Source organism: Enterococcus sp. DIV1337a, from assembly GCF_051712285.1.
In the GTDB taxonomy this organism is placed as follows: domain Bacteria; phylum Bacillota; class Bacilli; order Lactobacillales; family Enterococcaceae; genus Enterococcus; species Enterococcus faecalis.
This window is the reverse complement of the sequence record NZ_JBIOOP010000001.1, coordinates 2114051-2128079: the sequence shown is the minus strand read 5'-3', so window position 1 is coordinate 2128079 and position 14029 is coordinate 2114051. Positions and strand designations below refer to the sequence as shown.

Here is a 14029-nt window from a genome sequence, read left to right as displayed (position 1 = left end):
TACTTTAATTATAGAGAATGGGGAAAGATTCATTTTAGCGTATATTCCATATTATCAAATTATACGCATGCTGTTAATCAATGAGCAACTGTTATCTTTAAATGCCGCAATTTTTGCTGAGCCAGTCGGGACAAGGTCTAGTTCCACTTCGTCAAACTGATTGTCATCAACTGGTACCCAAAAGTAAATTGTAGATGGTCCAGTTCTACTTTTATAGACTATTTATCTATTAGTATACCTAAAATTCTATTTAATTCGTAATGACTGACCCGGATAAAAAACAGAGGTTTCAATGCCTGGATTTAACGCTAATAATTCTTTTAAGGTTAAACCATTTCTTTCAGCTAACTGTCGCCCACCTTCACCACTTCGTACCGTATCGTATATAGGTTGGTCTGATTTAGAATTTTGTATCTATTCACCAGAATCAGAGTTTTGTGGCGGTTGCTGTTCAGATTGTTCAAAAACTTGTTGAGCTTGATTATTTCTTTTAATTAATTGTTCCAACGTAATATTACCTAGATAAGTGTATACTTGTTCATCAACAGTTAAAGTACCGTCATTATTTTTCGTTACTATTCGGGGCGTATTATTCAAAAGAAACGTCATTGTTTGATTACCATTCTCATCCACAGAAAAACTTACATTTTGAAGAGGAACATTCGATTGAGTAGTGCTAGTAAGCGTTCCGTCAGCATTTATAAAAAATAAGTTATCACTTTGAGGAATACCCCAACCGCCTATAAAATCAGCTAAGCTAGCTTGTGCTAGCGGTTCTTTAGTAGTAGATGAAGGGGTAGATTGGATTGTTCCAGATGAGATGTTTTGATAATTAGAGCTGGTTTCTTTCGTTTTATCTTTTTGAGTGGAAGAATCAATACTTTTCTTTGTGTAAGGTTTTAAAACTAGTTTTGTTTGGTTATCAGAATTGTTTGTCTTAGTAGGCGTGAAAAGTAGATTTTGCTTTTCTTTTTTTATCTTGTAAGCTACTTCTTTTCCTTCATTTTCCCAACGAATTTGATTGTTTTTTAGATGGTATTTGACTTTGTAGTCTATTTTATTTGCAATTTGCTTACCTAATTCTTCGCCTACTTTTTCCAAATCATTTTTTGCAGTTGATGTGCGTTCATCTGTATTGATTTTGAAAGTAGCGGTATCTTCGCTGAATGATACAATCATTATTACTTCATCAACGTTGGAGTTCACGGTCCACTCGTTTGCCATTAGCTCTTTTGTGGTCACTTTATTTCTGCATGAAGTAAGGGTCAGTAAGGATAAAAAAACAATCAACCCCAGTAAACTTTTTTTCATTTTTAACTAAATCCTCTTTTCTATTTTACTGTTTTTTGTATCTTCGGATATCTCTCAACCCCAGCCAACCACTCGCTGATAACAAGTACCAAAACGGCATAAACTGGATTAGATAGCGAGAACGGCCGCCTTCAAAGAGCAATAAATATAGAATAGCTCCAATGAAAGCTAATTTTAAAATCGCGTAGTTATTTTTTGAATCTTTTAGAGGAATACTGAACAATAGACCTAATAATGTGAGTAAATAGAAGAAATGCATATAAATTCGTAGATAGTTACTTTTTGGATTTTGCGGATAATACAGTGCCCGCAAGTGTTCTTGCCAACGATTTTTAGAAGGTGTTTCTGGTATTAAATCACCACCATCCCAACCCCAGTCAAAATCACCATTGGCAGTATTATGACGATTTTTTTGAACCAGAAAACGGAGATAACCAAAGAAGCCTTTATTTTTTAAACGTTCTTGGATTGTTTTTATGGTATAAGCTTTTTTGGCTTCTTGTGTGGGCAACTGATTTACTGCTTGTGTATCTGCATCATTGTAACCGCCAGTTCCCGTCAAGCCCATCATTACAAAAAGTGTCCAAGGTTTGGCTTGTTGTTTATCGATTTCCGTAATCGTTTGTTTTTCTACAAAAAATTGAAAACTAGAATATGCGCTAGCGAAACCGGTCAGTAAAAAGAGAGCAACCACGGTTAATTTTACGATAGACTGTTTGTTCCGATTTACTAAAAGAAGTTGCAGCACTTTTAAACAACTAAATGCAATAAAAAAGATAATAGACGAAGGTTTCATTAAAAAACACCAAGCTAAGCCAATTCCAATAAACAGTAATAAACAATATTTTACGAAGGGAGGGGAAACTTGGTCAAAAAGGCTATATGCAAAAAAGACTAGGTTGATGAACAATAAGACGGCCGTATCTGTATAAGGCGTGAGTAACCATGGAGACAATCCGAAAGAAAGAAAAAATAAACTGTAAGCAACGAAGGCCGTTAATGGATTAAAGACACGTTTAGAGGCATGATAAAAGAGAAATAAACTGCTATTAATAAACAAGCAATTAACCACTTGCCAACTAAACCAAGTATTGCTCCAGCTCCCTGTTACATCAACGAAACGCAAAAATTTATTAAGGTAATACATCATGAAAAAGAAAAATTCGTTATTGGGATTTAAAGACAGTACGATTTTTGAATAATCCTTATTTTCAGTGGTAATACTATGAAAGTTGTCAAAAACATCCCAACCAATTGGCACAGTAATCTGCGTCAGGAGTAAAAGTTGCAGTAAAAATAAACTGATCAAACTACCAATAATAACCACACAATCATGGGTTTTTATTAAGTGCCAGAGTGCTTGAATCTTAGTGTAAAGAAATTTTTTGTTTTTATAAATAATCAACAATAGAATAATTAATAGAGGAAGTAAAACAAGCAAGTGCTTAGGCTTTTCCAAAAGAATTTTTACCAGCGAATAGGGAGAGTTAATTGCGCCGTAAAAGACGAATAAAATAAAAAAAGTAAAAATATAATTTTCTAGATTCAGAATCCGTTTAAAAGTAGCCATATTTTCTCCTTCCATTTTTTTAGCTAGACTAGTTCTTATTTTATCATAAAGATTTTAAAATAAGAAAAAAGCCCTTCTTTTAAAAGAAAGGCTTAAAACTTTTCCTTACTTCACTTCTTTGTAACGGAAGAAGAAGCGTAAGACGCTATTTTGGCTAGTTGTTGTTAGTTTATCTGTCGGTAAGACTGTTAGTAAGAAGAAAAACAGACTAATCACAAGAGTGAAAAATAAGAAGACGGGACTGCCACCTGTTATCACAGTATCTGTTTGAACATCATATTTAAATGTTGACATAACAGAGAAAACTTGTGTATAGCTACATGCAATAGAAAGTAGATATAAAACAAGCACTCCCCAACCTGTCATCCCAGCATCACGATAACGACGTACGCACATTGCCCACGTTGGTAATAATAAAGCTAACCATAAAACAAGTGCAAAAAGCATCAACGGTAATAAGTTTCCAAAATCATAGGTTTCAAAATATTCAGCTGCTAAAATGGCTGACACGGCTTTGCCGACAATAGCAATATAAAAAATAAGTCCTAAAATGCTTAATACCAAGGTCATCCACCAATAACCAGCACGTGTGGTCCGACCTTTAAAATCCACATATCCACGAAAATAATCTTTAAAAGCTTGTCCAAATGTTACTTTGCCTTTTTCCTCAATTTTAACCATAAAAACACCCCTTTGTATTTAATAAAATGATTATAACGGAAAGTAATAAAATAGGAAAATGCGAATTCGCATATTTTGTGTTTTTTTTGATAAATCATATAAGAAGCAGGTTTTATCAAAAAACGGTAAAATAAGAGAAGATATTTTATAATGGAGGAATTATGAATGAAAATCAGTATTAGACATCGTTACATAGCAAAAATTCCAGTATTAGAAGTGACAACGGAAGAGCAAAAAAACGAAGCCTTACCTTTAATTGTTTACTATCATGGTTGGCAATCGGCAAAAGAATTATCTTTAACACAAGCGAGAAAATTAGCATACGAGGGGTTTCGGGTCATTTTACCAGATGCCATGAACCACGGAGAAAGAAAAACAGGACCTATTTCCACGATCCCTTCGATTACATTTTGGAGTAGTATTCAATATAATTTGATTGAATTTCCAGTAATTATTCATCATTTTCATAAATTAGGGCTGATTACAGAAAATTGGATTGGTGTGGGTGGTGTATCCATGGGCGGTATTACTACCAGCGCTCTTATGACACAACATCCTGAGATTCAAGCTGCTGCTTGCTTAATGGGAACGCCATATCCAGCGCGCTATATTCAGCGAGTGATTCAACGGGCGAAAGAATTTGATATTTTTGTGCCTAAAGACTTGCCATTGTTGCTAAGCTGGGTGCACCAATACGATTTATCACAAACGCCAGAAAGACTGCAAGAACGACCGATGCTGTTCTGGCATGGAACAGAAGACGAAAAAATTCCCTATGAAGACATGGCTGCTTTTGAACAATTAGTGTCTGGGAAAACGTATGCAAAAAATACGCAATTTATAACGGAAGTCGGTGAGCGACATTTAGTGAAAGGAGAAACAATGGATTTGGTTGTTGACTTTTTTAAAGAAGCGTCAAAAACGTTAGAAAAATAACGGGATTTTTCAAAGAGAAAAGGGGAATCAGCTTGTTTTTTAAGAACACTTTCTATAAACTTAACAGAAAAGGGGTTGAAGGTGTACATGGAGAAAAACAAGTTGAGAAAAGTGGGCTTAACTGCCCTGGAATGGCTAAAACAACATCCAGAAATTAAACAACATAAAGAATCAAGTCTCTATGAACAGTTGTTTGCTAGTCAGCAATGGCAACAAGCACAAACAATCGGAATGATTCGGTCGTTACCGCTAGAATTATCAACACAGCCAATTTTCGAAAGGGCCATGCAAGAGGGTAAGCAAGTGGCGGTGCCGCGAACATTTAAAGGAGGCAAAATGCACTTTTATCAAGTCTTTCCAGAGACGGTTTATGACACCAGTGCATTTGGCGTGGAAGAACCTCCGTTAACAGCGGCAGAAATAACAGCTACAGCGATTGATTTATTGATTGTGCCAGGGATTGTTTTCAATCGTGCTGGCTATCGAATAGGCTTCGGCGGTGGTTTTTATGATCGTTATTTGGAACATTTTTCGGGCCATTCATGTAGTTTAGTTTTTAGTGAACAACTCCATGAACAATGGCAACCAGAAGCGTTTGATCAGCCAATCGAACAATTATTTATACAATAGGAGGAATGGAATGAATTATCAAACAGAAATGAAATTGAAACGGCTAAAAAATCAGCCGTTCATTACGTATGCCCTTTTGGGTATTTCAATCATTGTTTTCCTTGGATTGGAATTAACTGGAGGATCAGAAAATATTTTAAACTTAGTTAATTGGGGGGCAATGGTTCGTCCACTGGTAGCTCAAAATCATGAATACTGGCGGTTTATCACGCCAATGTTTCTTCATATTGGGTTTATGCATATTATTTTGAATATGGTTACTCTTTATTATATCGGCGCACAGGTTGAGGCAATTTATGGGCATTGGCGCTATTTGGGAATCTATTTATTGAGTGGGATTGCTGGGAATATCGCCAGTTTTGCCTTTGGGACACCCAACAGTGTCTCAGCGGGTGCTAGTACAGCGCTTTTTGGTTTGTTTGGCGCATTTGTTATTTTAGGACGCCATTTTAGAAACAATCCAGCGATTATGTATATGGTGCAACGCTATTCAATGTTTATTGTGATTAATTTGTTATTTAACTTGTTTAGTAGCTCTGTAGATATGATGGGTCATGTTGGCGGTCTAATTGGTGGACTATTAGTAGCGACGGCTTTTGCTGTTCCAAATCGTGAAGAAGCATTTAATAAGCACGAGCGAATTATGGCCACGTTAATTTTTATTTTTCTTGTCGTAATTTGTCTGTTATTGGGTTTTAAAAAATACGGTTTACCTGTATAATAAGGAAGTGTTTTCGTATGGAAACGTTATATGATGTACAACAACTTTTTAAACAGTTTGGGATGTATATTTATGTCGGTGCACGGATTTATGATATTGAGTTAATGATGATTGAATTAAAAAAATTGTATGAAGGTCAATTGGTAGACCGAGATACGTATTTACAGGCCCGGCATATTTTGCAAAGAGAGCATCGAATAGAAGAATCTAGAGGGAAGCAGAAAGGAATCGACTAAATGGATAAGAAAATTATTGGGATTGATTTAGGTGGAACGACCATCAAATTTGCTATTTTAACAACTGATGGCGTTGTTCAACAAAAATGGAGTATTGAAACGAATATTTTAGAAGATGGCAAGCATATTGTGCCATCAATTATTGAAAGTATTCGTCACCGTATAGATCTTTATAATATGAAAAAAGAAGATTTTGTGGGAATTGGTATGGGAACACCAGGAAGTGTCGACATTGAAAAAGGAACTGTTGTAGGTGCCTATAATTTAAACTGGACGACTGTACAGCCTGTCAAAGAACAAATCGAATCTGCTTTAGGAATTCCGTTTGCCTTAGATAATGATGCCAATGTTGCTGCTTTAGGTGAGCGTTGGAAGGGCGCGGGGGAAAACAATCCCGACGTGATTTTTATTACTTTAGGAACAGGTGTTGGCGGAGGCATTGTTGCAGCGGGAGAATTGCTCCACGGTGTTGCTGGCTGTGCTGGTGAAGTTGGGCATGTGACGGTTGATCCTAACGGTTTTGACTGTACTTGTGGCAAACGCGGCTGTTTAGAAACCGTTTCTAGTGCCACTGGTGTCGTTCGTGTTGCACGTCATTTATCAGAAGAGTTTGCAGGTGACTCTGAACTGAAACAAGCGATTGATGATGGACAAGATGTTTCAAGTAAAGACGTTTTTGAATTTGCTGAAAAAGGCGATCATTTTGCTTTAATGGTGGTGGATCGTGTTTGTTTCTATTTAGGCTTAGCCACAGGAAACTTAGGTAACACGCTAAATCCAGACAGCGTAGTTATCGGTGGAGGTGTTTCTGCAGCAGGAGAATTTTTACGTAGTCGTGTAGAAAAATATTTCCAAGAATTTACCTTCCCGCAAGTTCGAAATAGTACAAAAATCAAATTAGCAGAGCTAGGTAATGAGGCCGGCGTGATTGGTGCCGCTTCACTAGCATTACAATTTTCAAAAGAGAAATAGAGAGGGCTTTTTAGAATGAGTATTTTATGGGTAATCAATGGTATTTTGCTAGTTATTGTACTAGCGATGGTATTCAATGAATTATATTTGAAAATTATGGTGAAACGTTCAGCAAAAATGTTGACGGAAGAAGAATTCAAAGAAACAATGCGTAAAGCACAAGTGATTGACGTTCGTGAGAAAGATACATTTGATGCTGGGCATATTTTAGGGGCGCGCAGCATGCCATACAGCATGTTAAAAACAACAATTGGCTCTCTTCGTAAGGATCAACCTGTTTATCTTTATGATCAGAAGAAAGCTTTAAGTATCCGAGCAGCTAATTTATTACGCAAAAATGGCTATACTGATATTTATATTTTAAAAGGCGGCTATGATGGCTGGACTGGGAAAGTGAAAAAGAGAAATAGTTAATAAAAGAGACAGAACGTATTTATCATTAATGATAAATACGTTCTGTCTCTTTTATTCGTTTAAATTGTAATGTTCTCGAATGGCTTGACGAATTTCACCTAAAGTTGTGGCGTTAGAATCGGTGTCGCTATCATAGACGATTTCATCGGGTGTGCCTTCGCCTTGAATAACTTGTCCATGAATGAAGCCTTCTAAAGCATATAAAATCGTTGTATCATCTGCTGAACTTAACTGCACCATTTCACTCCATTTTTCGAGTGGGTTTTCTTGTTTTTCTGCATCTTTCAATGCTGCTTGAATAGTGGGGTTAATTTCAGTTTTTACTGCTTGCTGTGCTGACAAAGCATCTGCTTTAACTGTCAGCAAATTTTGTTTGAAAGTAAATAAGCACACGATGCTACTGACTAGGAAAAAAAGTATCAGCGCTGGGTATAGGTTCTTTTTTTTCATGTCAATACTCCTTTCTATAGTTACCAGTTCGCAACAAGATAGCTTGCACCAGGAATTGGGTTATAGGTATAATAGGTAGTCAAATTGCCTGGACCTGTATGGTAACGAGGAGAACCTGGGTAGACGCTAATTCCGTGAGCGATACCTGTTCTATACGTATTTCGTGCCTCTGAAATACTACCAATCATAGCAGAGTCTTTAAATGTATACCAAAGAAGATAAGCTCCAGTGCCGCTTTGCGGAAAATAGTTATAACCAGCAAAGCGCCAACCGCGAGAACTGAAGGAATTTGAAGTAAGATAAGTATCTTTACGAACCATTATATTATAATTTTTGTTATTAGGTGCAGGTGAACCTCGTCTGATTAATGAAGTAGTTAAGTCTTCGTTAAGTGAATATTTTTGTTTGTTTCGATACTCTTCGACTGTAATAGATAAAGGGGATGTTTCAGGTTCTACAACAGCAACTACATTTTGTGTATCAGGATTTATAATTTCAATGCCATTTCCAGAAACGATAGAACCATCAGGTAGAACAGCAATTTTTTCATCTGCCTGCATTTTATAAAGCAAAGTCTACATACTATCAATATCTGGGGGTGATTGTTTTAATTCAGCGGCAGAAGTGACAATAGGAGAAAAAACCAAAGACAACAAACCAACACTTGTAAATCTGATAAAAATTTTTTTCATAATACTCATCCATCCTTTTTTTATTTAATTAAATTGTAATAATTGCTGCTGTAGAAATCAATGGTTGTTTAATCATAAGAATTTATGATAGAACCATTTATATTAACAGAATGATACAAGGTTTTTCAAAAAGCCATATTTAGTATCTCTTCGCCTCGTTTTTAGAATAGTATCAATTTTTTTATGGTTAAAAAATAATTTTTCTTTTCACAGCTAATATAAAAATATTCTGTGTTTATTAGTATTTTAATTACAAGAACTTACTTTCTTTTTTGTCAGTCCTCATTTTTTGAGCTACAATAAAGAGAAGAGGTGAAGGCAGATGATTCAAATCAAGCGAGCATATGAAGCACCGACAGAGCAAGATGGCTATCGTGTTTTAGTTGACCGTGTTTGGCCACGAGGAAAATCCAAGGAATCTGAAAAGTTAGATGAATGGCTCAAAGAAGTGGCCCCTAGTACGGAGCTACGGAAATGGTTTAATCATGAAGCAAATAAATATTCCGAGTTTAAACAAAAATACCAAGAAGAATTGAAACATGAGCCAACTGCCACAGCGTTTAAGCAGTTACAGACAATTGTAAAAAATCAGCCAATAGTTACGCTGGTCTATGGAGCGAAAGATACAGCGCATAATCAAGCGGTTGTCTTAAAAGAATTATTAGAAAAATAGAGTAGGTGATTGGATGAAAATTGCAATTGTAGGTGCTGGACCCAGAGGCTTATCAGCTGCAGAACGAGTCATTGAATGGGCTCGTAAAACGGAAATAAATGTTCAGCTCACGTTGTTTGATCCATACGGTCCAGGTGGGAAAATTTGGCGAGCAGAGCAACCTAATTATTTATTAATGAACACCGTGATTAGTCAAGTCACTTTATTTACAGATGAATCTTTTAGTGGCGAAGGACCAATTGTCAAGGGCCCCACTCTCTATGAATGGACCCAAACAGAAGCTGCGCAGTACATTCAACAGCAACAACCTTATAATTATCTTGAGTTGTTGAAAGAATGTCATCGCCTTGGACCGAACGATCACTGCTCGAGGGCTTTTTATGGTATGTACCAAAAATGGTTTTATACGTATTTAGCCACGCGGTGTAACGAACAAACATCGCTGACGTTTTTTAAAGAGCCAGTAACTGCTGTGCGGGCAGGAGATGATAACTATTATGTGTATACCCAATCCATTGAGTTTACGGCAGATAAAGTAATTTTAGCCTTGGGTCATCAAGAAAATGAATTGACGACTGTTGAACAAGAACTTGCGGACTACGCCAAGGAGTATCGTTTGTTTTATTCTTCTCCTAAAAATGCGGCGGATGCTTTATTGGCACTTGCCAATATACCCGCAAAACAACCCGTTGTGTTAAAAGGCTTAGGTTTGGCATTTTTTGACTATTTATCTGCCTTGACGATTGGCCGCGGAGGTGTTTTTTCTCGTCAAAATGGCCGCTTACGTTATGAACCTTCTGGAAGAGAGCCCATTATTATTGCTGGTTCTGGTCGCGGTTTTCCTTCTCATCCTCGAGGGATTAATCAAAAAGGCTACGGTGAAATCTATCAGCCTGTTTTTTTAACCGAAACGTATTTAGCTGAATGTCGTAAAAAAGGACAGGTTACAGGCGCAGAGTTTTTTGGGTATTTAAAAAAAGAAGTGGAATATGTGTATTACACCTGCTTAATCGAAGAAAAATATCCGCATCTTTCTAAAGAGGCCTTTCAACAGCTGTTTATTCAAACCCAGGGAGCGTCTGAAAGCTTAGTCCACTTTAAAAAACAAGATTGGTTTGATTGGCAAGCGTTAGAACATCCTGAAAAAGAGAAAACCACTCATGAAAGTTTTCGTTCGTTCTTACTAGAGTATTTAAAATGGGATATTCAAGAAGCAAAGAAAGGCAATCTTAGCGGTCCTTTGACCACTGCTTTAGACAGTTTAAAAGATTTGAGAGATGAGATTCGCTTTGTTTTGGATGAAGGGTTATTAACGAATGACGAGAGTCAAAAGTGGTTGTGGCAATGGTTTACACCGTTGAATACCTTTTTGTCGGTGGGACCTTCTGTTGAAAGAACAGAAGAGCTACAGGTATTAGTTGAACTGGGACTAGTCACGATTCTGGGGCCAGAAATGCGTGTCGAAATGAAAGCGGGTCAATTTATCACTTATGCTAATTTGTTTCCTGAAAATCGGTGTAATAGTCACTTTTTAATTGAAGCGCGCATTCCCAAAGTCAATAATGAAAAAAGTTTGAATTCTTTAACGAGGCAGTTGTTAGCCGATAAGCTAGCTACGCTCCATCAACTGGTATTAGCCGATGGTCAAATAGTCAAAACAGGCGCACTCTTGATTGTGCCTGCCACGAATCAAGTCATCACAAAAGATGGACAGGTGGCAACAGGCCTTTTTAGTTGTGGTATTCCAACAGAAGGTATTCATTGGTTAACAGCCGCCGCAACTCGTCCTGGTGTGGATCCTTGGAATATGCGCGACATGGATCGGATTGCTGCCACTATTTTTAATAGTTAAGAAAAGTAGTCAGCTCCTTTTATAAAAAAAGAAAGCATAACAAGTGGTCATCCATCAAAGCGATGGATGACCACTTGTTATGCTTAAGCGAATCAACAGAGGCAGAAGCGCTCCTGCTGATTTCTTGGCGTTAGATTTTTTGTCTCAACGTCACAGCTATTTTTTAACGTGCAATACGTTTACGCATCGCTTTTTTACGGTTTTCTTCAATCATATCTTCTTTTTCTTCAATTGGATCAATAACTGTTTTTTTAATAGTTGTAGCCACACCGGCTAAAGCAGCAACTGTGATAGCAGTACCGACTAACATACCTGATACAAATTTTTTCATCGTTCATTCCTTCTTTCAAATTGTATTTGTTTCTATTATGACGGAAAACAGCAAAAAAATCCAATAGTTACAATGATTTTTCATAAACTCTACGACTAATTTAGAGATTTGTTAAAATTTAACAAGTCCTTTCTGTATTTTTATAGGAAAAATGAATAAGGAGAAATGGCCAAATTAAATCCTGTTTACAAAATGAAATAATTCAGAAGTAAACCTTATTTAATGGTACAATAGAAAAAGAAATTAGAGAGTAAAAGGAGCGTATTTATGTCTATTTTAGTATTAGGTGGCGCAGGCTACATTGGCTCACATGCCGTTGATCAATTAATTTCAAAAGGATATGCCGTTGTGGTTGTTGATAATTTATTAACGGGGCATCGTGCATCCGTTCATGAACAAGCGACTTTCTATGAAGGCGATATTCGTGATAAAGCTTTTTTACGTAGTGTCTTTGAAAAGGAATCAATTGAAGGGGTGTTGCACTTTGCGGCCAATTCTTTAGTAGGAGAATCCGTGGAGCAACCGTTAATGTATTTCAATAACAATGTTCACGGCACTCAAATTGCCTTGGAAGTCATGCAAGAATTCGGAGTGAAACATATTGTTTTTTCTTCCACAGCAGCCACTTATGGCGAACCAAAAGCAATGCCTATTACAGAAGAAACCCCAACGAATCCTAAAAATCCGTATGGGGAAAGTAAATTAATGATGGAAAAAATCATGAAATGGTGCGACAACGCTTATGGAATGAAATATGTTGCTTTGCGTTATTTTAATGTCGCAGGAGCAAAAAAAGATGCCTCAATTGGGGAGGATCACACGCCAGAAACGCATATTGTGCCGATTATTTTACAAGTAGCATTAGGCCAACGAGCAGAGCTAAGTATTTTTGGGGATGATTATGATACACCAGATGGCACGTGCATTCGAGATTATGTTTATATTGAAGACTTGATTGCAGCACATATTTTGGCTTTAGAATACTTGAAAAATGGCGGCGAAAGTGACGTCTTTAACCTTGGCAGCAACAACGGCTATTCTGTTAAAGAAATGTTAGATGCTGCTCGTGAAGTGACAGGCCAAGAAATTCCTGCGACAATCGCGCCACGCCGAGCAGGGGATCCTAGCACGTTGATTGCTTCTAGTGAAAAAGCCAAGCGGGTTTTAGGCTGGCAACCAGAAGTAACTGAGGTCAAGGACATTATCGCCACCGCTTGGCAATGGCACCAAGCTCATCCACATGGGTATCAAGAAAAGTAATAGGAGGAATGAATCGATGACCACGAGTCAAATGATTGCCGATTTTACCACACTTGCTATTCAAGCAGGTGGTTGGATGGAATTGGATCGCTTATATCTTCAGAACCGTTTATTAGCAATGATTGGTGAACAAGAATTAGGCGAAGTAGACATACGGCCTGTGGCAACACCCGCCGCTGATTTGGCGGAACAATTGTGTCAAATTGCGATTGCCAACCAATTTGTAAAAACAGAGCAACAAAAAGAACAGTTCATGGTGCAATTGATGGATTTGTTGACACCGCCCCCTTCTGTGGTTAATGCTTTTTTTGCACAACATTATGCTAAAGAGCCACAAGAGGCTACCGAGTATTTTTACCAACTTTGTCAAAAAAACGGTACGGTCATTGAACAGGAAGAACCTGTTGTTTTTTCAACGGTCTATGGTGATTTTTTAGCAAGTAAGGTACACAGTGAGGCGCCAAAAGCAACGCTCTCTGACCAAAGATATCCCCGCTGTGAATGGTGCATGGCAACAGAAGGCTACCAGGGAAGTCAGCAATTTCCTGCGACTACGAACCATCGGGTGATTCGGATGAACTTAGATGGCGAAAGCTGGGGGTTTTCCTTTGTAAAACAGGCACAATATCAGCAACAAGGTGTGATTGCGTTTGAAAAACATCAGGCAGTGAAACGTTCAGTTAAGACTTTTCAGCAGTTGTTGAAAATTGTGGAGGTCTTTCCTCATTATTTTGCTGGGATTGATGCTGTCTTTGAACAAAATGAGCATGTCTATTATCAAACGGGTTTGCAACAATTTCCATTAGCCGCCGCGAGTATTTCAGAATATGTTGAGTTAGCTAACTATCCTTTAATCAACGCAGGAATGGTGAATTGGCCAGTTGCGACATTTCGCCTAGAGGGGCCGAATGCGTCAGAAGTTGCCCAAGCCGCAAATGATATTTTTGAGCAATGGCAAATGCTGAAACTGCCAACGGATGAGATACAAATCGTTGCACGACGAAAAGAACTTTTATATGTCATGGACTTAATTTTTAGTCGACCTCAAGCAAAGCCTTCGTTAACGTTAGCGGAAGTCCAAGGTTTAACGACTTGGAGCAACCAGGAAACGCAGACACTTGAAAATGTGGTTTCAGCGTATCAACAGCGTCTAAAAGAAGCCAGTGCGTTTGCAGAAACAAGTGAAGGAAAAGCGGCTTTTTTAGCAATGGTTGCGCCAGTGACTCATTAAAAGAAAAAAGATGCCGAATGACTAAAAATCACGTATAATAGATAAGAATGAAAAATAAGGGAGGGTAAA

General features: G+C 37.6%; 15 protein-coding genes and 1 pseudogene. 10 read left to right on the top strand and 6 right to left on the bottom strand.

All coding sequences use genetic code 11. The annotated features are described in order from the left end of the window. Nucleotides 1-246: 246 nt before the first annotated feature. The 3 genes and pseudogenes from IGL49_RS10075 to IGL49_RS10065 form a co-directional block, all read right to left on the bottom strand. Nucleotides 247-1179: pseudogene (locus tag IGL49_RS10075) on the bottom strand (DUF4950 domain-containing protein). 157 nt (nucleotides 1180-1336) lie between these two features. Continuing rightward, complete coding sequence (locus IGL49_RS10070; protein ID WP_164982993.1) at nucleotides 1337-2896, bottom strand: hypothetical protein; 1560 nt, start codon at nucleotides 2894-2896, stop codon at nucleotides 1337-1339. Nucleotides 2897-2986: 90 nt separating this feature from the next. Further along, complete coding sequence (locus tag IGL49_RS10065; RefSeq protein WP_104855035.1) at nucleotides 2987-3562, bottom strand: DUF805 domain-containing protein; 576 nt, start codon at nucleotides 3560-3562, stop codon at nucleotides 2987-2989. Between the two features lie 165 nt (nucleotides 3563-3727). On the opposite strand from IGL49_RS10065, the gene IGL49_RS10060 reads away from it, so the two are divergent. The 6 genes from IGL49_RS10060 to IGL49_RS10035 all read left to right on the top strand — a co-directional run bounded on the left by IGL49_RS10060 (nucleotide 3728) and on the right by IGL49_RS10035 (nucleotide 7471). Next, complete coding sequence (locus IGL49_RS10060; RefSeq protein ID WP_104855033.1) at nucleotides 3728-4498, top strand: alpha/beta fold hydrolase; 771 nt, start codon at nucleotides 3728-3730, stop codon at nucleotides 4496-4498. 87 nt (nucleotides 4499-4585) lie between these two features. Continuing rightward, on the top strand, nucleotides 4586-5128 hold the full coding sequence (locus IGL49_RS10055; RefSeq protein WP_002394065.1) for a 5-formyltetrahydrofolate cyclo-ligase: 543 nt from the start codon (nucleotides 4586-4588) through the stop codon (nucleotides 5126-5128). Between the two features lie 10 nt (nucleotides 5129-5138). Further along, nucleotides 5139-5849, top strand: a complete 711-nt coding sequence (locus IGL49_RS10050) for a rhomboid family intramembrane serine protease (protein ID WP_104855032.1) — start codon at nucleotides 5139-5141, stop codon at nucleotides 5847-5849. Between the two features lie 17 nt (nucleotides 5850-5866). After that, on the top strand, nucleotides 5867-6085 hold the full coding sequence (locus IGL49_RS10045; protein WP_002356332.1) for a YqgQ family protein: 219 nt from the start codon (nucleotides 5867-5869) through the stop codon (nucleotides 6083-6085). Next, on the top strand, nucleotides 6086-7057 hold the full coding sequence (locus tag IGL49_RS10040) for an ROK family glucokinase (RefSeq protein WP_002356333.1): 972 nt from the start codon (nucleotides 6086-6088) through the stop codon (nucleotides 7055-7057). A gap of 15 nt (nucleotides 7058-7072) precedes the next feature. After that, nucleotides 7073-7471: a rhodanese-like domain-containing protein gene (locus IGL49_RS10035; RefSeq protein WP_002356334.1), complete on the top strand. Its 399-nt coding sequence runs from the start codon at nucleotides 7073-7075 to the stop codon at nucleotides 7469-7471. A 51-nt stretch (nucleotides 7472-7522) separates the two neighbouring features. On the opposite strand, the gene IGL49_RS10030 is transcribed toward IGL49_RS10035, so the two are convergent. Both IGL49_RS10030 and IGL49_RS10025 read right to left on the bottom strand, forming a co-directional pair. Beyond that, nucleotides 7523-7921 (bottom strand): hypothetical protein, encoded by a 399-nt coding sequence (locus tag IGL49_RS10030; RefSeq protein ID WP_104855031.1) that lies wholly within the window; start codon nucleotides 7919-7921, stop codon nucleotides 7523-7525. A 20-nt stretch (nucleotides 7922-7941) separates the two neighbouring features. Beyond that, nucleotides 7942-8493 (bottom strand): hypothetical protein, encoded by a 552-nt coding sequence (locus IGL49_RS10025; RefSeq protein ID WP_241690094.1) that lies wholly within the window; start codon nucleotides 8491-8493, stop codon nucleotides 7942-7944. Between the two features lie 442 nt (nucleotides 8494-8935). Here IGL49_RS10025 and IGL49_RS10020 point away from each other — a divergent pair, with 442 nt between their 5' ends. Beyond that, nucleotides 8936-9286 carry a DUF488 domain-containing protein gene (locus IGL49_RS10020; protein WP_104855030.1) on the top strand — a complete coding sequence of 117 codons (351 nt, stop codon included), beginning with the start codon at nucleotides 8936-8938 and terminating at the stop codon, nucleotides 9284-9286. Between the two features lie 13 nt (nucleotides 9287-9299). Continuing rightward, nucleotides 9300-11138, top strand: a complete 1839-nt coding sequence (locus IGL49_RS10015; protein ID WP_104855029.1) for an FAD/NAD(P)-binding protein — start codon at nucleotides 9300-9302, stop codon at nucleotides 11136-11138. Nucleotides 11139-11301: 163 nt separating this feature from the next. On the opposite strand, the gene IGL49_RS10010 is transcribed toward IGL49_RS10015, so the two are convergent. After that, entirely contained in the window at nucleotides 11302-11469 is a 168-nt protein-coding gene (locus IGL49_RS10010) for a DUF3042 family protein (protein ID WP_002356337.1), read from the bottom strand. A gap of 267 nt (nucleotides 11470-11736) precedes the next feature. Here IGL49_RS10010 and galE point away from each other — a divergent pair, with 267 nt between their 5' ends. Together galE and IGL49_RS10000 are read left to right on the top strand one after the other, a co-directional pair. Continuing rightward, nucleotides 11737-12729 (top strand): UDP-glucose 4-epimerase GalE, encoded by a 993-nt coding sequence (gene galE / locus IGL49_RS10005; protein WP_104855285.1) that lies wholly within the window; start codon nucleotides 11737-11739, stop codon nucleotides 12727-12729. Beyond that, nucleotides 12710-13960, top strand: coding sequence for a UDP-glucose--hexose-1-phosphate uridylyltransferase (locus IGL49_RS10000; RefSeq protein ID WP_164982968.1), 1251 nt, complete (start codon nucleotides 12710-12712; stop codon nucleotides 13958-13960). The genes galE and IGL49_RS10000 overlap by 20 nt, the downstream gene beginning before the upstream one ends. The last annotated feature ends 69 nt before the right edge of the window (nucleotides 13961-14029 follow it).